At 71.0% G+C, this 24,298-nt stretch carries 19 protein-coding genes and 3 tRNA genes; 8 read left to right on the top strand and 14 right to left on the bottom strand.

Annotation, left to right across the window (positions count from 1 at the left end):
* Positions 1-3: 3 nt before the first annotated feature.
* The 5 genes from ACZ58V_RS15925 to ACZ58V_RS15905 form a co-directional block, all read right to left on the bottom strand.
* On the bottom strand, positions 4-1,026 hold the full coding sequence (locus tag ACZ58V_RS15925; RefSeq protein WP_471290423.1) for an alcohol dehydrogenase catalytic domain-containing protein: 1,023 nt from the start codon (positions 1,024-1,026) through the stop codon (positions 4-6).
* Between the two features lie 59 nt (positions 1,027-1,085).
* Positions 1,086-2,522, bottom strand: a complete 1,437-nt coding sequence (locus tag ACZ58V_RS15920; protein ID WP_471290422.1) for a carboxylesterase family protein — start codon at positions 2,520-2,522, stop codon at positions 1,086-1,088.
* 1,018 nt (positions 2,523-3,540) lie between these two features.
* Positions 3,541-3,617: transfer RNA gene (locus ACZ58V_RS15915), tRNA-Ile, on the bottom strand.
* A 190-nt stretch (positions 3,618-3,807) separates the two neighbouring features.
* Positions 3,808-3,880, bottom strand: a tRNA-Asn gene (locus tag ACZ58V_RS15910).
* A gap of 5 nt (positions 3,881-3,885) precedes the next feature.
* Positions 3,886-3,958, bottom strand: a tRNA-Asn gene (locus ACZ58V_RS15905).
* A gap of 158 nt (positions 3,959-4,116) precedes the next feature.
* Here ACZ58V_RS15905 and ACZ58V_RS15900 point away from each other — a divergent pair.
* The 4 genes from ACZ58V_RS15900 (at position 4,117) to ACZ58V_RS15885 (ending at position 9,798) form a co-directional block, all read left to right on the top strand.
* Complete coding sequence (locus tag ACZ58V_RS15900) at positions 4,117-4,422, top strand: YtxH domain-containing protein (RefSeq protein WP_189725003.1); 306 nt, start codon at positions 4,117-4,119, stop codon at positions 4,420-4,422.
* A 150-nt stretch (positions 4,423-4,572) separates the two neighbouring features.
* Entirely contained in the window at positions 4,573-6,027 is a 1,455-nt protein-coding gene (locus ACZ58V_RS15895; RefSeq protein WP_468191438.1) for a xylulokinase, read from the top strand.
* A 109-nt stretch (positions 6,028-6,136) separates the two neighbouring features.
* Positions 6,137-7,870, top strand: a complete 1,734-nt coding sequence (locus ACZ58V_RS15890; protein ID WP_471290420.1) for an ABC transporter ATP-binding protein — start codon at positions 6,137-6,139, stop codon at positions 7,868-7,870.
* Positions 7,870-9,798 carry an ABC transporter ATP-binding protein gene (locus ACZ58V_RS15885; RefSeq protein ID WP_471290418.1) on the top strand — a complete coding sequence of 643 codons (1,929 nt, stop codon included), beginning with the start codon at positions 7,870-7,872 and terminating at the stop codon, positions 9,796-9,798. The genes ACZ58V_RS15890 and ACZ58V_RS15885 overlap by 1 nt, the downstream gene beginning before the upstream one ends.
* A 136-nt stretch (positions 9,799-9,934) precedes the next feature.
* On the opposite strand, the gene ACZ58V_RS15880 is transcribed toward ACZ58V_RS15885, so the two are convergent.
* Positions 9,935-11,218 carry an RNA polymerase sigma factor gene (locus tag ACZ58V_RS15880; RefSeq protein ID WP_468191446.1) on the bottom strand — a complete coding sequence of 428 codons (1,284 nt, stop codon included), beginning with the start codon at positions 11,216-11,218 and terminating at the stop codon, positions 9,935-9,937.
* A gap of 138 nt (positions 11,219-11,356) precedes the next feature.
* Here ACZ58V_RS15880 and ACZ58V_RS15875 point away from each other — a divergent pair, with 138 nt between their 5' ends.
* A complete protein-coding gene (locus ACZ58V_RS15875) occupies positions 11,357-11,977 on the top strand; it encodes a hypothetical protein (protein ID WP_468191449.1) in 621 nt (206 codons plus the stop codon).
* Positions 11,974-12,969 (top strand): nucleotidyl transferase AbiEii/AbiGii toxin family protein, encoded by a 996-nt coding sequence (locus ACZ58V_RS15870; RefSeq protein ID WP_471290416.1) that lies wholly within the window; start codon positions 11,974-11,976, stop codon positions 12,967-12,969. The genes ACZ58V_RS15875 and ACZ58V_RS15870 overlap by 4 nt, the downstream gene beginning before the upstream one ends.
* A gap of 6 nt (positions 12,970-12,975) precedes the next feature.
* Here the strand turns inward: ACZ58V_RS15870 and dnaG are convergent, their stop codons facing one another.
* The 5 genes from dnaG to ACZ58V_RS15845 all read right to left on the bottom strand — a co-directional run bounded on the left by dnaG (position 12,976) and on the right by ACZ58V_RS15845 (position 18,979).
* Positions 12,976-14,889, bottom strand: coding sequence for a DNA primase (gene dnaG, locus ACZ58V_RS15865; RefSeq protein ID WP_468191453.1), 1,914 nt, complete (start codon positions 14,887-14,889; stop codon positions 12,976-12,978).
* A 29-nt stretch (positions 14,890-14,918) separates the two neighbouring features.
* Positions 14,919-16,184, bottom strand: a complete 1,266-nt coding sequence (locus ACZ58V_RS15860) for an NAD(P)/FAD-dependent oxidoreductase (RefSeq protein WP_468191455.1) — start codon at positions 16,182-16,184, stop codon at positions 14,919-14,921.
* A gap of 167 nt (positions 16,185-16,351) precedes the next feature.
* On the bottom strand, positions 16,352-17,629 hold the full coding sequence (locus ACZ58V_RS15855; protein ID WP_471290413.1) for a deoxyguanosinetriphosphate triphosphohydrolase: 1,278 nt from the start codon (positions 17,627-17,629) through the stop codon (positions 16,352-16,354).
* A gap of 46 nt (positions 17,630-17,675) precedes the next feature.
* Positions 17,676-18,050 carry a hypothetical protein gene (locus tag ACZ58V_RS15850; protein WP_468191459.1) on the bottom strand — a complete coding sequence of 125 codons (375 nt, stop codon included), beginning with the start codon at positions 18,048-18,050 and terminating at the stop codon, positions 17,676-17,678.
* Positions 18,051-18,208: 158 nt separating this feature from the next.
* Positions 18,209-18,979, bottom strand: coding sequence for a sirohydrochlorin chelatase (locus tag ACZ58V_RS15845; protein ID WP_471290411.1), 771 nt, complete (start codon positions 18,977-18,979; stop codon positions 18,209-18,211).
* 212 nt (positions 18,980-19,191) lie between these two features.
* On the opposite strand from ACZ58V_RS15845, the gene ACZ58V_RS15840 reads away from it, so the two are divergent.
* Both ACZ58V_RS15840 and ACZ58V_RS15835 read left to right on the top strand, forming a co-directional pair.
* A complete protein-coding gene (locus ACZ58V_RS15840) occupies positions 19,192-19,878 on the top strand; it encodes a SanA/YdcF family protein (RefSeq protein ID WP_468191465.1) in 687 nt (228 codons plus the stop codon).
* A gap of 170 nt (positions 19,879-20,048) precedes the next feature.
* Positions 20,049-20,357 (top strand): hypothetical protein, encoded by a 309-nt coding sequence (locus tag ACZ58V_RS15835; RefSeq protein ID WP_189725013.1) that lies wholly within the window; start codon positions 20,049-20,051, stop codon positions 20,355-20,357.
* 102 nt (positions 20,358-20,459) lie between these two features.
* Here the strand turns inward: ACZ58V_RS15835 and ACZ58V_RS15830 are convergent, their stop codons facing one another.
* The 3 genes from ACZ58V_RS15830 to ACZ58V_RS15820 are packed head-to-tail and all read right to left on the bottom strand — an operon-like array spanning position 20,460 to position 24,032.
* Positions 20,460-21,227: an enoyl-CoA hydratase-related protein gene (locus ACZ58V_RS15830; protein ID WP_471290410.1), complete on the bottom strand. Its 768-nt coding sequence runs from the start codon at positions 21,225-21,227 to the stop codon at positions 20,460-20,462.
* Positions 21,228-21,261: 34 nt separating this feature from the next.
* Entirely contained in the window at positions 21,262-22,518 is a 1,257-nt protein-coding gene (locus ACZ58V_RS15825; protein WP_471290408.1) for a ferredoxin reductase domain-containing protein, read from the bottom strand.
* Positions 22,515-24,032 carry an amino acid adenylation domain-containing protein gene (locus tag ACZ58V_RS15820; RefSeq protein ID WP_468191474.1) on the bottom strand — a complete coding sequence of 506 codons (1,518 nt, stop codon included), beginning with the start codon at positions 24,030-24,032 and terminating at the stop codon, positions 22,515-22,517. The genes ACZ58V_RS15825 and ACZ58V_RS15820 overlap by 4 nt, the downstream gene beginning before the upstream one ends.
* Positions 24,033-24,298 lie beyond the last annotated feature (266 nt).

The following is a 24,298-nucleotide window of genomic DNA, read 5'->3' as shown; positions in this document are numbered from 1 at the left end:
GTCTCAGTCGTCCAGGACGACGACGTGCTTGCCCGGCGTGGCGCCGGACTCGACGTCGGCCTGGGCGTCACGGACCTGTTCCAGGCCGTGGTAGACCTTCGCGACCGGGACGTTGAGGCGTCCTGCGGCGATGGCCTGGAGCTGGTGGGCGAAGACGTCGGCCGGGAGGTCGGCTGCCTGACCGCCATAGGACGTCAGCCGCACCCCGCCCGGGATCATGAACGGGCTGAAATCGGGGATCGTCCACTGGCCCGCCAGGGCTCCGGTGAAGCAGACAGTGCCGTGCCGGCGAACGGTGCGGAGGGTGTCGGCGAGGACCGAGCAGCCCACCAGCTCCAGTACGGCGTCGACACCTTCCGGCATCAGCTCGCGCACCTGGTCGGCGATCGTGCCGCTGTCGACGAGGGGATGGTCGACGCCCGCGGTCCGCAATTCCCCGGCCCGACCGGGGCTGCGGGTGGTGGACAGCACGGTGGCTCCGAGGTCCTTCGCGATCGTGGCCGCGCTCAGCCCGACCGTGGAGGTGCCGCCGCGGATCAGCAGCGTCTGCCCGGCCTTGAGGTCCAGGCCGGTGGTCAGCGATCCGTAGGCGGTCTGGAACATCTCCGGCAGCGCACCGACGACCTCCCACGGCAGACCGGACTCGAACGGGATGACCTGCCCGGCTGGGACGCTCACGTACTGGGCGTACGTGCCGTCGTAGGAGCGGCCCATGCCGCCCATCATCGTGGCCACCTGCTGTCCCGGCCGCAGCCCGCTGTCCTCATCGGCCTCATCGACCACGCCGACGCCCTCGATGCCGGGCACACGCGGGTAGCTGACCTTCGCATCCGACTCGCCCTTGCGGGTGGTGACCTCGGACTCGTTGACGCCGAACGCCTTCACCCTGATCCGCACCCAGCCGGGCTTGCGTGCGGGCACCGGCACATCCTGGATCTCCAGTGCGTCGAGGCCGCCGGGCCGGGTGACGACGACGGCCCGCATCGTGGCTGGTGCGGCCTCGCCGGCTGCTGTCGGTTGGCTCATGTCGGATTCCTCACTCTGTTCGCCCCGGTGGTGCGCGGTTGGGTATCGCCCGATGCCCGTCAGGGGCGGTCGATGCCCTCCCACAGGTCGAGGGCCTGCTGGTAGTGGGTGGTGGCCTCGAAGGGAGGGTTGCCGACGCTTTCCGAGGTGGGCCGGTTCGTGACGGCGGGCCACAGCCGGGGCTGCTCGCCGGTGGCGAAGTCGAGCACGATGTCGCGGATACGCCTGTCACGCTCGGCCTGTTCCGCGCTGCGGCCCGGCCGCTCCTGGCCGACCAGCGCGTACATCTCGGTGCCGTGCACGGCGGGCGCGCCCTCGGCGGGCCCGATCAGAAGGAGATGGGCGTTGCCGCCCGCCGCGGTGTGCGCCAGGGCGCCGCGGGCTGCGGGGAGCCCGAAGATGTAGTCCGACAGGAGTGCGGCGCGGACTTCGGCAGGGGTGCGGCCGCCCTGGTCGTATGCGTCGACGATCTTCTTGGCGCGGGAGCGGGGAATGCGCCACCCGGCGACCTCGTCGACGATGCGGTCGACGGTGTGCGGGTCGAACCGGTCGAGGTCGTTCGCCACCCACCAGCCCATGTCGTCACTGGCCATGCTCAGCAGCACGTCGACATCACGGTGTGCGCCCGAGGCGAGTTCGTCCATGGGGTGGGCGTGCAGCACCGCGCCGGGCTGTCCGGCGTCCAGGACGACGCCGAGGCTCTTGCTGTCCATCCCGCCACGGACTCCGAGGTCCGTCGGGGTGACCTTGTGCAGGGCGGCCACCAGGGAGGCCGAATCAAGGTCGAGCAGCTTCTCCGGGTCGTCCGCGACGCCGAGCTCGGTGACGAACCGGTGGGCGAGTTCCTCGGCCCACCAGGCCGGCTGGAGACGCGAGGGCCCGGCGGAGAAGCCGGCCAATCGCCGGTACAGGCCGCCTGCGGAGGCGGCGCCGAGCAGCCCGAAGGTGGCATAGGCGCCGCCGCTGTGGCCGTAGACGGTGACGTTGTCGGGGTCGCCACCGAAGTGGGCGATGTTCCGCTTGATCCAGGTCAGTGCGGCGATGACATCCTGTAGGCAGAGGTTACTGGCCTCGGCGAGCCGCCCGCCGTACTGCGACAGCGAGAGCGCACCCAGCGCGCCGAGCCGGTAGTTGACCGACACACCCACCACGCGCCCCGACGCGGCGAGGCCGGAGGCGTTCGAGGTGATCTGCGTGTTCGCGCCGTACTCGAATCCGCCGCCGTGGATGTACACGGCCACCGGAAGCGCCGTCCCGGCCGGCTGCTCAGGAGCCCACACGTTCAGGTTCAGACAGTCCTCGCCCATCCCGCTGTCCGCTTCCAGCCAGTCGCCGCTGTCGGGCTGGACAGAGACGACGCCCTTGCGGTCATAGGGACGGTTCGGATCGAAATCCGCGACCACGGGGCGGCGGTACCGCTCGGCGGTGGCGTACGGGATTCCCCACCAGGACCGCACCCGGGGTGCAGTCGGGGCCTTGGGAGCGGTGGCGGTCAAGGCATGTCCTTCCAGCGCGATTCGGGTGTTCGCGCGGTGCTTCGGCGGCTGGTTGCTCGCGGTGACGTCTCCCATCGTTTCCAGGGATCCGGCAAAACGCCCGGCGGGTGGCGGTCACCCGGTGGTCATCAGGTGACACTTCGGCAACAAGATCTCGGTGCAGGCCATGAGCTTCTCCTACACGGCCGACGGCCGGATCGTTGGCCAACGGGCCAGCCTGACCTCCCGCAAGAGGTCGGTCTCTTCTTCTTGATCCGGCGTCTTCGCGCGAACAGCGCCCGCTGCGGTGAGAGCTGTACTCCCTGTCACCGAGACCGTAGGGGTGCGGTGTTGCGGCTGCTGAGGCGGTCGAGGGAGATGCGCAGGAGGAGGCGGCGCTCCTGGCCCGGATAGCTGTCACCGGTCGTCAGGGCGGCCTGGCTCAGGGAGCTGCTGAACAGAACCAGACCTCGGCGGTGAGATCGGGGCACAGACTTTCCCCCCGCCGCGCTGTCGGGCACGGTCGTGCTCGACAGCGTCCGTGACGCGCCGTGCGACGAACCCGAGGACGGCTGCGTCGGCCTCGTCGATCCACGCCACGTCGTCGGCGATCAGTAGCAGCACGCGCTCGGCGGCCCTGGGCAGCGGACCACGTCCCGCCTGAGCGATAGCCGTCGCTGCCCCGGGAGGAACGGGATGAGCAGGAACGGCGGCTGTATGTGCGGGAGCCGCCCAGCCCGGCCGCTCCCGCCCCGCCTGTCGGTCCTCTCTGGGCCGTTTCCAGTACGGGCTGTTTTCGCGTCCCAACTCGGACCGCACGCCATTCGGACCGCGTCCGTGCCCCGCCGACCCGCCCACTCGAAGGTCCCTGGGCAGCACTTCCGGATCCTCGTGTCCAGCCAGCGTCCAGAATCCGACATCCAGACGCTCGCACAGCCCACCCACGAGACCGTCCTCCAGCCGTGGGCTGATACGTCTGTGGACCAACGCCCTGAATCCGCACCCCAGATGAGACGTTTCCGCAGGTCACAGGGGCGCATGGTGGGGCGGGTGGGACTCGAACCCACGGCCGACGGATTATGAGTCCGCTGCTCTAACCGGCTGAGCTACCGCCCCATAGCGGCGTGTCGCGTACATGTGTGCGCGCCGTCTGCCGCAGCATAGCCGCTCATACGATCTCCTGCTTCGGATGGTCGGCTTCGCACGGCCTTCGTGACCATGAGGACTGCGCGGGGCTCCGCGCGGTTCCCTGGACATCGGAACGGACATGAAAAAGGACCCCTGAGAGGGGTCCTCGTTCACCATGCTCCCCCGACTGGACTCGAACCAGTAACCTGCCGGTTAACAGCCGGCTGCTCTGCCAATTGAGCTACGGAGGACCGAGCTCCCCGGACTGGACTCGAACCAGTAACCTGCCGGTTAACAGCCGGCTGCTCTGCCAATTGAGCTACCGAGGAATGCCTCGTTGCATCGAACGTACCTACCTGGGTATTCGCCAGGGGGCGCTCGCTCGCTGCGACACATACATTAGCGCAAGCAGGGGGGTGCTCCGCCAATCGGTACCCGGCGGGGCGCCGACACCGCACCGGAGACCTACAAGGGAAGGGTGGCCGCCATGCGTTACCGGCTCACGTTCGTCGCCGGAGTCGTCCTGGGTTACGTGCTGGGCACGAGGGCCGGACGCGAGCGCTACGAGCAGCTGAAGAAGACGGCCCAGCAGTTCGCGCAGAACCCCGCCGTCCGCAACACCGCGGAGTCGGCGGCCCACCAGGGCCGTGAGTTCGCGGGCAAGGCGTACCACGTGGTGAGCGACAAGGTCGGGGACCGCGTCCCCGAGTCGGTGGCCGACCGCGTCCGCCACCTCCGCGACCGCGCCACCCACAACGGCGGCGAGGACGACTGGGGCACGAGCAACACGTAACAGTTCTGCTGTGACGCAGGGCGGGGTCACACCCTCAGCGGCGCGGGGAACCGCGCGACCAGCCACAACGCGCCCGCACACAGACTCGGCGACACACCCCCACGGCGCCCACGGCCCAACCCAAGCGGAGCGTGCGGCAGAATTTTGGCCATGGGGATAGTCGCCGGGTTGGACAGTTCACCCGATTTCACACGTATCGTCGTCTGTGACACGGACTCCGGAGCCGTGCTCAGGCAGGGATATGCGCAGCATCCGGTGGAGAGCCCCGAGGGCGGCGGTCGGCCGTCCGACGTCGATCCGCAGGCCTGGCTGCTCTCCCTGGGCGAGGCGGCGGGCGGCGGGCTCCTCGAAGGCGTGCAGGCCATCGGCGTGTCGGCGCAGCAGAACGCCGTCGTGCCGCTGGACGCGCAGGGCAACACCGTGCGGCCCGCGATGGTCGGCAGCGACAAGCGGACGCAGGTCGCGGCGGCCGATCTGGTCGACGCGCTCGGGGGGCGCGAGGCGTGGGCGCAGGCGGTGGGCTGTGTGCCGCAGGCCGCGCAGCCGGTGACGAAGCTGCGCTGGCTCGCGCGGACCGAGCCCGACAACGCGCAGCGCACCGCGATCCTCCTGCAGGCGCACGACTGGCTGGTGTGGCAGCTGCTGGGCCGGCCGGTCAGAAGAACCACCGACCGGGGCGGGGCGTCCGGCACCGGGTACTGGTCGGCGGCGACCGGCGGCTACCGGCCCGATCTCGTCGAGTTGGCGCTCGGGCAGCAGGTGATGCTGCCGGAGGTGATCGGCCCTGCGGACGCGGCGGGCAGGACGCCGGAGGGGCTGCTGATCTCCGTCGGGACCGGCGAGACCATGGCGGCGGCGTTCGGACTGGGCATCGGGCTCGGGGACGCGGTGGTGTCGCTGGGCGCGTCCGGGTCCGTGATGGCCGTGCACCCCGAGGCGCTGGTCGACGGCTCCGGGATGATCACCGCGCTGGCCGACGCGACCGGCATGCACCTGCCGGTCGTCACCACGCTGAACGCCGTACGGACGCTGCGCGGGACCGCCGAGCTGCTCGGGCTGCCCGATCTGGAGAGCCTGTCCGACCTGGCGATGAAGTCGACGCCGGGGTCGCACGGGCTGGTGCTGCTGCCCTATCTGGAGGGTGAGCGGACGCCGAATCTGCCGCACACCGCCGGGACCCTGGCGGGGCTCCGGCGTGAGTCGATGAAGGCGGAGCATCTGGCGCGGGCCGCGTTCGAGGGCATGCTGTGCGGGCTCGCGGACGCGCTGGACGTGCTGCGCGGCCGGGGTGTGGAGGTGCGGCGGGTCTTCCTGCTCGGGTCGGCCGCCGAACTTCCCGCCGTGCAGGCCGCCGCGCCCATGCTGTTCGGAACGCAGGTCGTGGTGCCGCAGCCCGCGGACTACGCCGCGATCGGCGCCGCCCGCCAGGCCGCCTGGGCGCTCGGCGTGTCGCAGGGCGCGCTCGACGCGCGGACCCCGCCGACCTGGCAGGGCGCGGTCGCCCAGGTGCTCGAGCCCGGGGAGGAACTGGCCGTGGGGCAGGCGGTGCGGCAGCAGTTCGTGGCGGTGCGGGAGCAGACGCATCCCGGAGCGCTGCGGCAGTAGGCCCGGAGGCCCTGTTGGGTTAATTCGGTTGAGGTAACGCGGGTGGAGTGTTCGACGATAGGGGCCAGGGGCAACCAACCGCCCCGTCGCCCACTCCGAGAGAAGCAGCGTGCTCATACGACTTCTGCGGACCTATCTCAGGCCCTACAAGAAACCCATAGCCCTGCTGGTGCTGCTGCAGTTCCTGCAGACCTGCGCCACGCTCTACCTGCCCACGCTGAACGCGGACATCATCGACCAGGGTGTCGTGAACGGTGACACCGGCTACATCGTGGGCTACGGCGGCCTGATGATCGGCATCTCGCTGGTCCAGGTCGTCACCAACATCGGTGCCGTGTACTACGGCGCCCGTACGGCCGCGGCGCTCGGGCGGGACGTGCGGGCGTCCGTGTTCGACCGGGTGCAGTCGTTCTCCGCGCGCGAGGTGGGTCACTTCGGGGCGCCGACGCTGATCACCCGTACGACGAACGACGTCCAGCAGGTGCAGATGCTGGCGCTGATGACGTTCACGCTGATGGTGTCGGCGCCGATCATGTGCGTGGGCGGCATCGTGCTGGCGCTCGGCCTGGACGTCCCGCTGTCCGGGGTGCTGGTGGCGGTCGTGCCGGTGCTGGGCGTCTGCGTGACGCTGATCGTGCGGCGGCTGCGGCCGCTGTTCCGGGCGATGCAGGAGCGGCTGGACACGGTGAACCGGGTGCTGCGCGAGCAGATCACCGGCAACCGGGTGATCCGCGCCTTCGTCCGGGACGAGTACGAGCAGCAGCGCTTCCGCAAGGCCAACACCGATCTCACGGACTTCGCGCTGGGCACCGGCAATCTGCTCGCGCTGATGTTCCCGATCGTCATGACGGTGGTGAACCTGTCGTCGATCGCGGTGGTGTGGTTCGGCGCGCACCGCATCGACAGCGGCGGGATGCAGATCGGTGACCTGACGGCGTTCCTCGCCTATCTGATGCAGATCGTCATGTCCGTGATGATGGCCACCTTCATGTTCATGATGGTGCCGCGCGCGGAGGTGTGTGCCGAGCGGATCCAGGAGGTGCTGGACACCTCGTCGAGTGTGGTGCCGCCGTCGGCGCCGGTGCGGGAGCTGCGCCGGCACGGGCATCTGGAGATCCGGGGGGCGGGCTTCCGCTATCCGGGGGCCGAGGAGCCGGTGCTGCGGGCCGTGGACCTGCTCGCCCGGCCGGGCGAGACGACCGCCGTCATCGGCTCGACCGGCAGCGGCAAGTCCACGCTGCTCGGGCTGGTGCCGCGACTGTTCGACGCGACCGACGGGCAGGTGCTCGTGGACGGTGTCGAGGTGGCGGAGATCGATCCGGTGCTGCTCGCGCGGACCGTCGGGCTGGTGCCGCAGAAGCCGTATCTGTTCGCGGGCACGGTGGCGACGAACCTGCGCTACGGCAACCCGGACGCCACCGACGAGGAGCTGTGGCACGCGCTGGAGGTGGCGCAGGGCAAGGACTTCGTCGAGCGTCTGGAGGGCGGGCTCGACGCGCCGATCGCGCAGGGCGGGACGAATGTCTCCGGTGGTCAGCGGCAGCGGCTGGCCATCGCCCGGACGCTGGTGCAGCGGCCCGAGATCTATCTCTTCGACGACTCCTTCTCCGCGCTCGACTACGCCACGGACGCCGCCCTGCGGGCCGCGCTGGCGCGGGAGACCGCCGAGGCGACCGTCGTGATCGTCGCCCAGCGGGTGGCGACCATCCGGGACGCCGACCGGATCGTCGTCCTCGACGAGGGCCGGGTCGTCGGCACCGGACGGCACCTCGAGCTGATGGCGGACAACGAGACCTACCGGGAGATCGTGCTCTCCCAGCTCACGGAAGCGGAGGCTGCCTGATGGCCGGGCCGATGGGGCGGATGATGGCCGGGGGCGGCCCCGACCAGCGCTCGCTGGACTTCAAGGGGTCGGGCAAACGGCTGGTCGCGCGGTTCCGGCCGGAGCGGCTGACGATCTGTGTCCTGCTGCTGTGCGTGGTGCTGAGCGTCGGGCTCAGCGTCGTCGGGCCGAAGATCCTGGGCAAGGCGACCGACCTGGTCTTCGCGGGCATCGTCGGGCGGGGCATGCCGGAGGGGGCGAGCAAGGAGCAGGTCCTCGACTCCATGCGGCAGCGCGGGGACGGTGACGTCGCCGACATGCTGCGCAGCACCGACTTCACCCCGGGCCAGGGCATCGACTTCACTGCCGTGGGGCAGGTGCTGCTGCTCGCGCTGGGCGTGTTCGCGGTGGCCGGGCTGCTGATGGCGGTGGCGACGCGGCTGGTGAACCGGGCCGTGAACCGGACCATGTTCCGGATGCGCGAGGACGTGCAGACGAAGCTGTCGCGGCTGCCGCTGTCGTACTTCGACAAGCGTCAGCGCGGCGAGGTGCTGTCCCGGGCCACGAACGACATCGACAACATCGGGCAGACGCTCCAGCAGTCGATGGGGCAGCTCATCAACTCGGTGCTGACCATCATCGGCGTCCTCGCGATGATGTTCTACGTCTCCTGGATCCTGGCGCTGGTCGCGCTGGTGACCGTGCCGCTGTCGTTCGTCATCGCCACGCGGGTGGGCAAGCGGTCGCAGCCGCACTTCGTGCAGCAGTGGCGTACGACGGGCCAGCTGAACGCGCACATCGAGGAGATGTACACCGGTCACACCCTGGTGAAGGTGTTCGGGCGGCAGGAGGAGTCGGCCCGGCAGTTCGCCGAGCAGAACGAGGCGCTGTACGAGGCCGGGTTCAAGGCGCAGTTCAACAGCGGGGTCATGCAGCCGCTGATGATGTTCGTGTCGAACCTCAACTATGTGCTGGTCGCGGTCGTCGGCGGGCTGCGGGTCGCCTCGGGCTCGCTGTCCATCGGTGACGTACAGGCCTTCATCCAGTACTCGCGGCAGTTCTCGATGCCGCTGACGCAGGTCGCGTCCATGGCGAACCTGGTGCAGTCGGGTGTCGCCTCGGCGGAGCGGGTCTTCGAGCTGCTGGACGCGGAGGAGCAGGGGGCCGATCCGGTGCCGGGCGTGCGGCCCGAGGAACTGCGCGGGCTGGTGGCGCTGGAGCGCGTGTCGTTCCGCTACGACCCCGACACGCCGCTGATCGAGGACCTGTCGCTGAAGGTCGAGCCCGGGCAGACGGTGGCCATCGTCGGCCCGACGGGTGCGGGCAAGACGACGCTGGTGAATCTGCTGATGCGGTTCTACGACGTCACCGGCGGGCGCATCACCCTCGACGGGGTCGACATCGCGCGGATGTCCCGGGACGAACTGCGGGCCGGGATCGGCATGGTGCTCCAGGACACGTGGCTGTTCGGCGGCACGATCGCGGAGAACATCGCGTACGGGGCGTCCCGGAAGGTGACCCGGGGGGAGATCGAGGAGGCGGCTCGGGCCGCGCACGCGGACCGGTTCATCCGTACGCTGCCGGACGGCTACGACACGGTGATCGACGACGAGGGGACCGGGGTCAGCGCGGGCGAGAAGCAGCTGATCACCATCGCCCGGGCGTTCCTGTCCGACCCGGTGATCCTGGTGCTGGACGAGGCGACGTCCTCGGTCGACACCCGGACCGAGGTGCTGATCCAGAAGGCCATGGCGAAGCTGGCACACGGGCGGACATCGTTCGTCATCGCACACCGGCTGTCGACGATCCGGGACGCCGACGCGATTCTCGTGATGGAGAACGGGGCGATCGTGGAGCAGGGGACGCACGGGGAGCTGCTGGCCTCGGACAAGGCTTACGCGCGGCTGTACAAGGCGCAGTTCGCGCAGGCGGTGGCGGAGGTCGACTGAGTCGCGCTTCGGGGTGCCGTGTGATGTCGTCGGGCGGCTGCGGGCCAGTCGTTGCTGGTCGCGCAGTTCCCCGCGCCCCTTCAGGGGCGCGGGCGGCTGCGCGACCAGCCCCCCCCCACCGGGCCCACGGACGGCGTCAGTCCAGATAACCCCGCAGCTGATCCGCGAAGGCGTGGTCCCTCAGCTTGTTAAGGGTCTTCGACTCGATCTGCCGTATCCGTTCCCGCGTCACGCCGAAGATGCGGCCGATCTCCTCCAGCGTGCGGGGGCGGCCGTCGGCGAGGCCGTAGCGGAGCTGGACGACCTTGCGTTCCCGCTCCCCCAGGGTCGACAGGACCGCTTCCAGGTGCTCCCTGAGGAGGAGGAACGCGGCCGACTCCACAGGGCTGGTCGCGTCGCCGTCCTCTATGAGGTCGCCGAGGGCGACGTCGTCCTCCTCGCCCACCGGCGCGTGCAACGACACCGGCTCCTGGGCGAGACGCAGGACCTCGCTGACCCGTTCCGGCGCCAGGTCCAGGTGGGCGGCGACCTCCTCGGGTGTCGGCTCGTACCCGCGCTCCTGGAGCATCCGCCGCTGCACCCGTACGACCCGGTTGATGAGTTCCACGACGTGGACGGGGACCCGGATGGTGCGGGCCTGGTCGGCCAGGGCGCGGGACATGGCCTGGCGGATCCACCAGGTGGCGTAGGTGGAGAACTTGTAGCCGCGGGCGTAGTCGAACTTCTCCACGGCCCGGATGAGGCCGAGGTTGCCCTCCTGGACGAGGTCGAGCATGGTCAGCCCGCGCCCGACGTACCGCTTCGCCACGGACACGACGAGCCGCAGGTTCGCCTCGATGAGCCGGCGTTTGGCCATCCTGCCCATGACGACGAGCCGGTCGAGATCCAGCGCCAACTGGCTGTCCAGATCAGGTGTGTTGCTCAGTTTCTCCTCGGCGAACAGGCCGGCCTCGACACGACGGGCGAGTTCGACCTCCTCGGCTGCGGTCAGCAGGGGGATGCGGCCGATCTCCCGCAGGTACTGGCGGAACAGGTCCGAGGAGGGACTGCCGCTCTCGGTGCGGGCAGGCGGCCTCACGACGGTTTCCGGAGCCTCGGCCGTCTCGATGGCCTCGGCGGGCGGCTCCTCCGGCTCCGGCTCCGGTTCCGTCTCGGGGTGGTGCACGACGAGGCTCTGCGCCGGAACCGCTGGGAGGGTGTCGGCCTCCGCGTCCGGCGCGGCACCGGCGTCGGTCTGGGTGAGGGTCTGGGTCTGCACGGGGGCGACCTCCAGGATGATCGCTGCCAAGGTGTGCGGCAGCGGTACTTCGGGGGCGGAGTCGACGGCCTCGCCGCTTTCCGTCCCGTACGCGATGAGCGGAACCGCGGGGGTCTGGGACCCGTGGGTGACGGATCGGCCGCGCTCCGAGGACTCAGGCACCGCAACCCAGTGTGGGGGAAGACACATCGTCGCCACGAGGGGCGTGCGATGACTTTTTGCGTCCGGGACGTAACCGCGCGGTGACCCTCCCGGGAAACCCGGGTGCCTCTGCCACCACTGATCTGGCACGATCCGCGGGTGTCCGCTTCCCTGTACGAAACGCATGTGACGGTCCGCTGCTCCGGTACCGGCGCGGCGGAACGGCTGGGCCGGTGGGCGGCCGAGGCCGGTCTCAAGCTGACGCACATCGTGCTGGCCCGGGGCCGGATGCGCGACCAGCCGATGCTCACCCTGTCCGGTTCGGCGTCGTACGCCGAGGAGTCCCGGCGGGCGCGGGAGGTGGCGGCGCGCCTGCGGGCGGACGGCTTCGAGCCTGTGCGCGTGAAGATCGAGTCGTCGCCGTGGGCGCCGGAGGTGCCGCGCCGGCCGTGCGCGGACGGACGGTACTTCGAGCACCATGTGAAGCTGCTGCTCGCCCCGGACACGGACCTCGCGGGTCTCGCCGCCCGGGTGCTGCCGCACGGCGCCCATCTGTCGTGGAACGCCCGGCGGGTGCGGGACGCGGCCCGGCACGAGCGGTTCGTGACCCAGCGGTGCCACGGGGTGGACGCGGAGGGCGCCGGGCTGGCGTTGGAGGGGCTGCTGTCGGCGCTCGCCGGCCTCGAAGTGCTGCAGGTGGAGCGTGAGTTCGTGCTGCACGACAGTGATGTGTCGGTGGACGACGGATGGCTCGGGGAGCCGGTGGGGGTGTCGGAATGAAACAGACGTGGCAGGACTTCGGCTGGACGAACACGGAGATTCCCCGTGAGCCCCTGGACGACGCCACCCGCAGGGCCGAGCAGCTGCCGAAGTCGCTCCGGCCGGTGCCGGGGGACGACGTGGTGCAGCTCCCGGTCTTCGATCCGGCCCTGAAGCACTACCAGAACGCCTACCGCGCCACCGACCCGCGCTTCGCCGACCCGGCCCGGGGCGAGGCGTGGCGGGCGGCCCGCCGCGGGGCCCTGCACCTCGTTCTGGACGCGATCGCCGACTCGGAGTGGGTGGACTCGCTGGTGCTGCGGGGCAGCGTGCTGATGTCGGTGTGGTTCGGGGACGCGGCCCGAGAGCCCGGGGACCTGGACTTCGTCGTCGTACCGCACACCTGGCGGATCGACGACGGGCGTACGGACCGGATGCTGGCCGGGATCGCCGAGGCCGCGCAGACGCTGGCCGATGCCCGCGGGCGGGAGATCGGGATCTCGGCCCGGGGCGCGGTGGTCGAGGACATCTGGACCTACGAGCGGGTGCCGGGCCGTCGGATGCTGCTGCCGTGGGGTGCGCCCGGGCTGCCCGGCGGGCACGTGCAGCTCGACTTCGTCTTCAACGAGCGGCTGCCCGAGGAGCCCGAGCCGGTCGAGCTGCCGGGCGGCGCGATCGTGCAGGCGGCGACGCCGGAGCTGTCGCTGGCGTGGAAGCTGATGTGGGTGATCAACGACATGTACGCGCAGGGCAAGGACCTGTACGACGCCGTACTCCTGGCCGAGCGGCATCCGCTGCGCCGGGAGCTGCTGCACGAGGTGTTCCGGCTGTCGGGCGAGTGGCCGTACCCGTACCGCGAGGAGATCCTTCTGGAGGATGTGGTGGAGGCGGTCGGGTACGTGGAGTGGAACCACTTCGTCACGGAGTATCCGCGGTACAGGGACGACGAGCGGGCGTTCGCGGACCGGTTGGTGCGGGCCGTGACCCCGACCTTCGAGGGGGCCGGGGCCTGACCCGGTCTACAGCGCGGCGGCGCCGTGTTCGCGCAGGGTCTGGTCGTACTGCTGGAGGACCCAGAGTTCGTTCTGGACGGCGGCCAGCTGGGCCGGGTCGCCCTGGGTGGCGAGGCGGGTGAGCTGGCCGGTGATGTCTCGGATGCGGCGTTCCACGGCGCGGCGGCGGACGGTGACCAGTTGGGCGCCGGCGTAGGGCTCGTCGACCGCCCGGCGGAGCATGATCGCCTCGACGGCCAGTTCGGTGACCATCGCGCGGACCGCGTCGTCGGGGGCGGCCTCGCGGACCTTGACCAGGTAGTCCTGGGGGTCCGCGACGCCCAGTTCGGCGCCGCCCGCGTCCTGGATGGCCATGCGTACGGCGGCGTAGGGCGGGGCGGTGAACTCGTCGGCTCCGTAGGCGTCGAAGGCCGGGGAGACCAGTTCCGGGCGCTGGAGGGCCAGTTTGAGGAGTTCGCGTTCGGTGGCGAAGACGGGGTTGCGGAGGTTGAGGGCCGGGCCGCGGGGGGCGGCGGACGGCTGGGCGGAGGCGTACTGCTGTGACGCCTGCTGGTGCCGGTCGGGGGCCGGGCCCTTGCCGCCGCGGTCGCGGGCCCAGCGGGCCAGCTGGGCCACACGCTTGACCACGAACTGGGTGTCGAGGATGCCGAGCATGCCGGCGAGCTGGACGGCGACCTCGTGCTGGGCGCCGCTGTTCTTGATGCGGGCGACGACGGGGGCCGCCTCGTCCAGGGCGGCGGCGCGGCCCGCCGGGGTGTCGAGGTCGTAGCGGGCGACGATCTGGCGCAGGGCGAACTCGAAGAGCGGGGTGCGGGGTTCGGCCAGGTCGGCCACGGCCTCGTCGCCCTTGGCGAGGCGCAGGTCGCAGGGGTCCATGCCGTCCGGGGCGATGGCGATGTACGTCTCGGCGGCGAACTTCTGGTCGTCCTCGAAGGCGCGCAGGGCCGCCTTCTGGCCGGCGGCGTCGCCGTCGAAGGTGAAGATGACGCGGGCCGAGCCGTTGTCCATGAGGAGACGGCGGAGGATCTTGATGTGGTCGCCGCCGAAGGCGGTGCCGCAGGTGGCGATGGCCGTGGTGACGCCGGCCAGGTGGCAGGCCATGACGTCCGTGTAGCCCTCGACCACGACCGCGCGGCTCGACTTCGCGATGTCCTTCTTCGCCAGGTCGATGCCGTAGAGGACCTGGGACTTCTTGTAGATCGCCGTGTCGGGCGTGTTGAGGTACTTGGGGCCGTTGTCCGCCTCGTAGAGCTTGCGGGCTCCGAAGCCGACGACCTCGCCGCCGATGTCGCGGATGGGCCACATCAGACGGCCGCGGAAGCGGTCGATGGGGCCGCGGCGGCCCTCCTGGGAGAGCCCGGAGAGGAGGAGTTCCTTGTCGGTGAAGCCCTTGCCGCGCAGGAAGCGCGTGAGGTGGTCCCAGCCCTGGGGGCTGTAGCCGACGCCGAAGTGGACGGCGGCGGCCTGGTCGAAGCCGCGCTCGGCGAGGAAGACCCGGCCGGTGTCGGCCTCGGGGGATGTCGCGAGCTGTTCCGCGTACCACTCCGCCGCGATCTTGTGGGCCTCGACCAGGCGGATCCGTTCGCCGCGCTGGTGGGAGGGGTTGTACCCGCCCTCCTCGTAGCGCAGGGTGATGCCCGCCTGGCCGGCCAGGCGCTCGACCGCCTCCGAGAAGGAGAGGTGGTCGATCTTCATCACGAACGTGATGGTGTCGCCGCCCTCCTGGCAGCCGAAGCAGTGGAACAGCCCCTTGCCGGGGCTGACCTGGAAGGACGGCGACTTCTCGTCGTGGAACGGGCAGAGACCCTTCAGGTTCCCGCCGCCCGCGTTGCGCAGCTGCAGGTACTCGGACACCACGGCGTCGATCGGGACCGCGTCCCGTACCGCCTTCACGTCCTCGTCGTTGATCCGTCCTGCCACGCGTGAATTCTACGGGGGCCGGAGCGGGCCTACGGCGCCAGGCTTTCCAGCGGAACGTGCGGGTCCGCCAGGGACTCCGTGTTCACCTGGGCCTTGGTGCGGATCAGGTGCTGGATCTTGTCTGTGACGTCCCACACGTTGACGTTCATCCCGGCCAGGACGCGGCCCTCCTTCACCCAGAAGGCGATGAACTCGCGCTTGCCCGCGTCCCCGCGGATCACCACCTGGTCGTAGGTGCCCGGAGGCGCCCAGCCGGAGTACTCCATGCCCAGGTCGTACTGGTCGGAGAAGAAGTAGGGCACGCGGTCGTACGTCACCTCACGGTCGAGCATGCAGCGGGCGGCCGCCGGTCCGCCGTGCAGCGCGTTGGCCCAGTGCTCCACCCGCAGGCTGGTCTCGAAGAGGGCGTGGTGGAAGGAGGCCACGTCGCCGGCCGCGTAGATGTCCGGGTCGGAGGTGCGCAGCCGCTCGTCGACGACGATGCCGCCGCCGTGGGCACGGTCGGCGATCTCCAGGCCGGCCGCCTCCGCGAGGTGGGTGCGGGGGGCCGCGCCGATCGCGGCCAGGACGTCGTGCGCCGGGTGCTCCTCGCCGTCGTCGGTGCGGGCAGCGAGGACCATGCCGTCCTGGCCGACGATCTCGGTGAGCCGGCCGCCGAAGTGGAAGCGGACGCCGCGCTCGCGGTGCAGCTCGGCGAAGAGCCCGCCGAGCTCCGGGCCGAGAACGCCGTGCAGCGGGGTCGGCTCGGGCTCGATGACCGTGACCTCGGCGCCGTACTCGCGGGCCGCCGCCGCGACCTCCAGGCCGATCCAGCCGGCGCCCGCGATCACGAGGTGGCCGTTGTCGCGGCCGAGGTTGGCCAGGACGTGTTTGAGCCGTTCGGCGTGGGCGAGGCGGCGCAGGTGGTGTACGCCCGCCAGGTCCGTGCCCGGGATGTCGAGGCGGCGGGGCTCGGCGCCGGTCGCCAGGAGCAGCTTGTCGTAGCGGACGACGGTGCCGTCCTCGCCGAAGCGGACCGTCTTGGCGGTGCGGTCGATCGCGTCGACGGTCTGGCCCAGGTGCAGCTCGATGTCGTTGCGCGCGTACCAGGCGGGCTCGTGCACGAAGACGGTGTCGCGTTCCTCCTTGCCGAGGAGGTAGCCCTTGGACAGGGGCGGGCGCTCGTAGGGGTGGTCACGTTCGTCGCAGATCAGTATCACGCGGCCGGTGAAGCCCTCCGCGCGGAGCGTCTCGGCTGCCTTGGCGCCTGCCAGTCCGCCTCCGACGATGACGAAAGTCTGATCCGCGTCGACCACTTGATGCCTCCTACGGGGGTCTGGGGGGGTGTCTCCCCAGTAAACACAGCCGGTGTCGCCACTTGCGAGCGTCCCGCACGGAGCGTGATGCGGGAAGAGGGAGTGACCCGTTCAGGCCACGGAGGGTCACATTCGGGGGTGCTCACGTCCCGAGCGTCGCGTCAGTCTCATGCCTGCCCCGTCAGACGGGCGTGAAGCGAACGGGCCGACGTGTCGGTGAGGGAGGCGATGTGGTCGACGATCACCCGCTTGCGCGCACGGTCGTCCGGCGCCTGGTCGAACAGGGCGCGGAACTGCGGGTCCAGGCCGTCGGGGGCGCGGGCGGTGAGCGCCTCGGCCAGTTCGGCCACGACGATGCGCTGGTCGGCGCGCAGGCGTTCCTGCTCGGCGCGCTGCATGACGTAGAGGTCGGCGACGGCCTTGAGGACGGCGCACTCCATCCGGGCCTGGCGGGGCACGACCAGTTCGGCGGCGTACCGGGTGAGCCGTCCGGTGCCCCACGCGGCGCGGGTCGCGGACTCGGCGGCCAGGCAGAAGCGGCCGATGAGCTGGCTGGTGGCGTCCTTCAGCCGGGCCTGGGCCACGGCGGTGCCGTCGTAGCCGTGCGGCCACCACTCCTGGGCGAGGAGTCCGTCCAGGGCCTCGGCGAGTTCCGCGGGATCGGTGTCGGACGGTACGTAGCGGCCGCGGGCGACCTCGAAGACGTCCTGGCGTTCGGCGTCGGCGTGCAGGCAGTTCGGGTCGATGTGACCGGCGTGCAGGCCGTCCTCCACGTCGTGCACCGAGTAGGCCACGTCGTCGGCCCAGTCCATGACCTGCGCCTCGAAGCAGGTGCGGGTGCCGGGGGCGTCCTTGCGGAGCCAGTCGAAGACGGGGCGGTCGTCCTCGTAGACACCGAACTTCGGGGAGTTCGGGTCGGTGGGGTGGGCGCCTCGGGGCCAGGGGTATTTGGTGGCGGCGTCGAGGGCGGCACGGGTGAGGTTGAGGCCGACGGAGCCCTCGGGGGTGAACCGCTTGGGCTCGATGCGGGTGAGGAGCCTGAGGGACTGGGCGTTGCCCTCGAAGCCGCCGCAGTCCGCCGCGAACTCGTTGAGGGCCTGTTCGCCGTTGTGCCCGAAGGGCGGGTGGCCCAGGTCGTGGGAGAGACAGGCGGCTTCCACGAGGTCCGGGTCACAGCCGAGGGCCGCTCCGAGCTCCCGGCCGACCTGGGCGCATTCGAGGGAGTGGGTGAGGCGGGTGCGGGGGCTGGCGTCCCAGGCCGGGCCCATGGTGCCGGGCGTCACCACTTGGGTCTTGCCGGCGAGGCGTCGCAGGGCGGCGGAGTGGAGGACTCGGGCGCGGTCGCGTTGGAAGGCGGTGCGGCCGGGGCGTTTGTCGGGTTCTTGGGCCCAGCGGTCGACTGACGTCGAGTCGTAGGCCGGGGGGTGTTGCGCGGTGCCGTCCATGTGACGACAGTATGCGCCCGCGCGACGCCGGGTTCCGCCGTCGGGACTACGCCCTGACCGTGGTGCGGGTGCAGGTCCCGTCTTCGTAATGGTCGCCGTGTTTCAGGCAGATACCGAGCACCAGCTTTTTACCTTCGGGAAAGTCGAGGTTGAATTCTCGACCCGAGAGTCCATCCGGATCGTAGTACGCGAAATCCTTTCCACCGATGGACACCGAGACGCTACGGCCGTCGTCGGCATAGTCGATGACGGTGAGACGGTCCCCCTTGCTCTTGAAGAGCGCTCGCCCGGCACCCGCTTTCAGATCACCCCACGCAAGGGTCCTTACCTTGCCGTCCGCCTGTGCCGGAGTGGCGAACGTCAGAATCAGCAGGGCGCTCGATGCGAGGACGCCCATGACCGTTCGGTTGCGACTCACCATGCTGAATCCGATTCCCTTTCGCGATACATCGCTCAATGGTGTACGCGATTCACGCTAGGCGGCGGCAGCATGGGTTTCATCAGCACTGAGTGCACATTTACTTGGCGATGCGTCTACTCGCGCCGGTATACGCCGTCCGTGCCAGGCGAGGCGATGTCTCAGGCCGAGGCCAGGTGCGGTACGGCGGGCGACGTCGCCAGGGCCTCGTCGTAGCGGTGGAGGAGGAGCTGGGCCATCGCGGGGTGGGTGCCGAGGGGGGACGCCGCGATCCAGGGGGCCGATTGGGTGCACTCCGTGGCGAAGCGGCCGGGGGCGGTGAAGTAGGAGGACAGGGCTATGTGGCGGCGGCCCCTGGCGAGGAGGGTGCGGACGGCCGACTGGACCGTGGGGGTCGCGGCCGAGGCGTAGGCGGGGAGGACGGGGACGCCCAGGCGGGACGCCAGGAGGTGGGCCGTGCGGGCGGTGTCCCTCTTCGCGTCCGGGTCGCGGGAGCCCGCTGCCGCGAGGACGACCGCGCTGGTGCTGCGGGGTGTGCGGCCCCAGCCGGCCTCCGTCAGGCGGGACTGGAGGGCGTCGACCAGGAGGGGGTGCGGGCCCAGGGGGGCCGCCAGGTGCGTGCGGGCCGGGGAGGCTGCCGCCATCTCGGGGATGTCCTGCTTGACGTGGTAGCCGCGGCTGAGGAGGAGCGGGACGAGGACCGCTTCCGTGTCTCCGAGGGCGGCGAGCGTGTCGGGGAGCAGGGGGGCGTTCAGTTCGATGTGCCCGAGGTGCACCGGCAGACCGGGGCGCAGCGCGCGGACCCGGTCGAGGAGGGCGCGAACCGTGCTCAGCGCGCGCGGGTCGCGGCTGCCGTGCGCCACGACGACGAGGGCGGGCGGGACCGGGCGGCGGGCCGCGGTCGGCGGGACGAGGCTGAGCTGGCTGGGCATGTACCGATGGTCGCGGCACCACGTTGCCTCCCCGTTGCGTGGGGGTCACGGGTGTTTTCCGGCGGTTCACCATGGGGGGCACGGCCGGTGTGAGCGCCCTTGACCTGGGGATTCGGGGTTGCGCGTGAAGCTGGTCACCTGCCGTGCGGTGAACCGGACGGGCTGATCGGACGTCCTCGAGGGTCAGACCGACCTGGGGAGGGACCTGTCCGATGCGTGATCCGAAGTTCCGCAGACCGAGGCTGCCGCGTACCCGCCGGGGGCAGCGGCGGCTGGTGCAGGCCGTGATGGCCGGGTGCGTGCTCGCGCTGCTTCCGGCGACCTGGATGTACGCGGTGGCGGGTGACCGGCTGCGGACGGCGGCGGACGTGCCGCGTACCGATGTGGCCGTGGTGTTCGGGGCGGGGCTGTGGGAGGGGGAACCCTCGCCGTACCTCGCGCACCGGCTGGACGCGGCGGCGGAGCTGTACCGGAAGGGGCGGGTCGAGGTGGTGCTCGTCACCGGGGACAACAGCCGCGAGGACTACGACGAGCCGGACGCGATGCGCGTGTATCTGACGCGGCACGGGGTGCCCGACGGGCGGATCGTCAGCGACTACGCGGGATTCGACACGTGGGACTCCTGCGTGCGCGCGAAGAAGATCTTCGGCGTGGACGAGGCCGTGCTGATCAGCCAGGGCTTCCACATCCGGCGGGCGGTGGCGCTGTGCCAGGCGGCGGGGGTCGAGTCGTACGGGGTCGGGGTGGACGCGGTGCACGACGCGACCTGGTACTACGGCGGTGCCCGGGAGATCTTCGCGGCCGGGAAGGCGGCGATGGACGCGGTGTTCCGGCCTGATCCGCGGTTCCTCGGGCCTCAAGAGCCGGGCGTGGAGCGGGCGTTGGCCACGGCCGAATAGCCTGTCGGATGAATCAGGACGTTCTGCCGGAGTGGGTTTGACGCGCACATTTCACCCCAGGGTATGAAATACGACTTGGACGCTCTCCGTGTTCACGCGATCACGCTTAGTGTCTTCGCCGTGCGGCGGCGGATCGGGCCGCCGTCGCGAACTGGGGGAAAGGACACCTGATGAATCGACTTCGCTCCGCGCTGGTGATGGCCGCCGCGGGCGCGCTGCTGGCCGTGCCGGCCGCCATGGGGACCGCCTCGGCGGCACCCGTGGCCGCCCCGGCGGTCAAGGCCCCGGAGCCGGGCTGCGCGAAGCTCGGCGCCTCCGGCCAGTGGTGGGCCGACATCCACAACGTGTGCGGGCACACCATCTCCGCCAGCGTGGAAGTCGACGGCTTTGACCCCTCGTGTATCCAGATCGGCCCCGGCGGGGTCGGGAGGATCGGCCTGGACGTGGGCGACGAGCCGTACTACGCGTACGAGTGCTGACCGGGGCCGTGCCCTGACCAGGCACAGCCCCTGAACGCGGCCGGGGACGGGGGCGCGGCCGGCGCGCTCCGCGTGTCCCGTCCCCGGCCTCTGCCGTAGCGGTCAGCTTCCGTGGAAGCGCGGTGTGCGCTTCCCCAGGAACGCCGCCATCCCCTCCTTCTGGTCGTCGGTCGCGAACAGGGCGTGGAACACCCGCCGTTCGAAACGGATGCCGTCTCTGAGGCCCGTCTCCAGGGCCCGGTCGACGCACTCGCGGGCCGCCCTGACCGCCGTACGGCCGTGAGAGGCGACGGCCGCCGCCGCCCGCAGGGCCTCGTCGAGGACCCGGGCGTCGGGGACCACGCGGGAGACCAAGCCGCAGCGCTCGGCCTCCCGGGCGTCCATCGTGCGGCCGGTGAGCACCAGGTCCATGGCCTTGGCCCGGCCTGCCAGGCGGGTCAGCCGCTGGGTTCCGCCGATGCCGGGTATCACGCCCAGCTTGATCTCCGGCTGCCCGAAGAGGGCCGACTCCCCCGCGACGACGAGGTCGCACATCATGGCCAGCTCACAACCGCCGCCGAGCGCGTAGCCGTTGACGGCGGCGATCTTCGGGGTGCGCAGGTCCGCGAAGTCCTCCCAGGCCGCGAAGTAGTCCTCGGACAACATGTCGACGGCCGACTTTCCCGCCATCTCCTTGATGTCCGCTCCGGCGGCGAAGACCTTCTCCGAGCCGGTGACGACGACGCAGCCCACCTCCGGGTCGTGGTCCAACGGGCCGAGGACGTCCAGGAGTTCGGCGAGCAGCTCCGAACTGAGCGCGTTGAGGGCGTGCGGCCGGTGCAGGCGGACGGTCACCACACGGCCGTCTCGCTCGACCTTCAGATTGTTCATCTTCCGTCTCCTTCAGCAGGGTTACGCAGCGGGATCACGAGTCCCAGATCGCGCCGTACGCCGGAATGCCGCGCCGTTCCAGGCCGTGCACCACCTGCCAGGTGAGCCGCTTGTTGGAGATGCAGATGACGGCCTCCGCCCCGAAGTCGCGGTACGCGGCATGGGCGAGGCGCACCATGTCGGGCTTGCCGTGCCGGGAGGTGTCCCAGACCAGGGCGTGCGGCTGGACGGCGAGGATCTCGTCGACGAGGGCGTCGCCGTAGGTGGCCCGGGGGTCGCGGGTCGCCCAGACCAGGCGGGAGGGCACCTCGGCGGCGAGCAGATGGGGCAGGCAGGGGCCGATGCCGCTGCCGGTCGCCACGTACACCACCTTCCTGAACAGGACCTCGATGTTGGCGACTCCGGCCGTGGTGATGCCCTTGACCCACACCCGCTCGGGCAGGTCGTCGATGAACGAGCCGGTCCAGTCACCGGCGCGGGAGATGGTGAGCCGGAAGCCGGAGCGGCCGGGGGCGGGGACGTTGGCGAAGGAGTGCCACTCCTTGAGCGGGCTGCGGCTGATCGCCGTCGAGGAGCCGGCGAAGGGCGTCTCGCCGTAGTCGAAGCGGGCCAGTGCCACGTGCGGTGAGGGGCGTTCGGTGCGGACGTCGACCTTGCGCAGCCGCAGCCAGGGCAGGGCCACGCTGAACGTGACGACCGCGAGGACCGCGAGCGGGACCGGGCCCTGGCCGGAGAGCAGGGTGTGGGTCCAGAAGAGCGCGAGGGCGCTCCAGCCGCCGAAGCGGTGGATCTTCTCGAAGTGGTCGTGGTGGCGGGAGCGGAAGGGCGGCAGGGCGGTCGCGATGATGAGCGCGAGGAGCGCCAGGAGGGCCCAGCCGACGGCCATGAGAGGGCCGTTCGGGGTCGTGATCGTCAGCGCCAGGAACCAGGCCGTGCCCGCCAGCGCCCCGCCCACGTGCAGTCCGCCGAAGTGGTACACCTTGCCGAGCGTCCAGCGGATCTTCAGCGGCCAGTGCGTCGGGACCGAAGTCGCCAGCCGGAAGATGAGGTTGATGACGTACTGCTGGCGTACGACGACGGCGAGGGCGAGGTTGGCGAGGGCGGCGTGCCCGAGGGTGGGGGTGGCCAGGGGCCAGGCGGCCCACAGGAATGCCGCGTTGGCCAGCAGCACCAGGGCCGCCAGGCGGTTGTAGTGCATCAGGCGGGGGTGCTTGAGCAGACGGCGGGGTGCGGGGAGGAGCGGCGGGAGCTCGCCCGTGTCCTGGTGTGCGCGGGGCGGGGACGTGGTCATCGGGCCACCGCCAGGCGCTCCTCGATCATGCGCAGCAGCACCTGTTTGTCGACCTTGCCGCGGTCGGTCTCGGGGAGGCAGGCCAGCGGCAGGACCTGCTCGGGGACGCAGTAGTACGGCAGGGCGTCCGCGACCGCGCGACGGGCCGCGTCCGGGTCGACGTCCGCCGGGCAGACGAAGGACACCAGGGTGCGGGCGTCGCGTCTCAGGGTGACGGCACGGGTGCAGCCGGCCGCCTCCAGTACGGAGGAGACGGAGTCCAGCTCGACGCGGAAGCCGCGCACCTTGACCTGGTCGTCGGTACGGCCGAGGTGTTCGAGCCGGCCGTCGAGGGTCCAGCGGCCGAGGTCGCGGGTGCGGAACATCCGGCGGCCGCCGCCGAGGAACGGGTCGGGGGCGTAGCGCTCGGCGTTGAGCACGTCGTTGCCGAGGTAGCCGGCGGAGACACAGTCGCCGCCCGCCCACATCTCGCCGGTCTCGCCGACGGGCAGGGGGCGGCGGTCGGCGTCGAGGACGTAGACGGTGTTGTTGGGGGTGGGGCGGCCGATGGTGAGCAGCGGGGCGTGCGGGTCGTGGCGGCTCATGGTGTTGACGATCGTGGTCTCGGTCGGGCCGCAGGAGTTGTAGAAGACGGCGTGCCGGGCCCACCGGTCGGCCAGCGGGCGCGGGCAGGGCTCCCCCGCCACGGCGACCGTGCGCACGCGGGGGCAGGCGGCGGGGTCGAGGCCGGACAGCACGGTCGGCGTCGCGATGATCACGTCCGCCGTGCGGGCCGCCGCGGCGATGTCCTTGCCGCGGATGAGGAGGGTGCCGCCGTGGGTGAGGCAGCCGAGGATCTCCCAGGCGGCCATGTCGAAGGCGATGCTGAGGAGCTGGGCGACCCGGTCACCGGGGCGGATGCCGAGGCCGCCCGGTTCGGTGAGCAGGAGGTTGGCGACGTTGCGGTGGGTGACCTTCACGCCGTTGGGGCGGCCGGTGGTGCCGGAGGTGAACAGGACGTAGCAGCCGTCGTCGGGCCCTACGGCGGTGACCGGCCGTGGCGCGTACGGCAGCGGCTCGTCGAGCGGGAGCAGCAGATGGCCGGCCGGCAGCGGCACGCGGTGGGCGTGTTCGGCGACGGTGAGGACGACCCGGGTGCGGGCGGTGCGGATGACGTGGGTGAGCTGGGCCGGGGGTGCGAGGCCGATGTCCTGGGGGACGTAGGCGGCGCCGGCCTTCAGGATGCCGAGCAGGCCGACGAGCATCGGGAGGGAGCGGCGGACGAAGAGGCCGACGTGGTCGCCGGGGCGTACGCCCTCGCGGATCAGGCGGGCGGCGAGGGCGTCGGCATAGCGGTCGAGCTCGCCGTAGGTGAGGCGGGCGCCCTGGTGTTCGGCGGCCACGGCGTGCGGGGTGGCGGCGGCGTGCCGGGCGACGGCGTGGTGGAGGAGCGGGTCGGGGACGGGGACGGTGGGGCCCCGGCCGTACTGCCGGAAGAGGTGCTGGTCGTGAGGGCTCAAGTGGCGCAGAGGCATGATCGGGTGGCCTCCTGGCTGTTGCGAGTGTGGGATTGCCACCGGCGGCGGAGCCGCAGGTGGATGCAGCCGTGAGCGGCGGGCATGCCCGGGTGTCGAACGCCGTGCGGAGTCGTGCGAGCGCTGCGCGTAGCGAGAGCGTAGTGCGGCTGCTTCAACTCTCAACGAGGGCGGATCGGACAAGAAAGGAACGCAATGAGCCACATGTGGCGTTTTTCGTCCCACAGGCAACGTCCGTACCGGTCGGCGACGACCTGAAGGCGGGC

The organism is Streptomyces sp. NPDC040589, from assembly GCF_055594445.1.
Note: the sequence above shows the minus strand (reverse complement) of the source record. Positions and strands in the feature narration are given on the sequence as shown.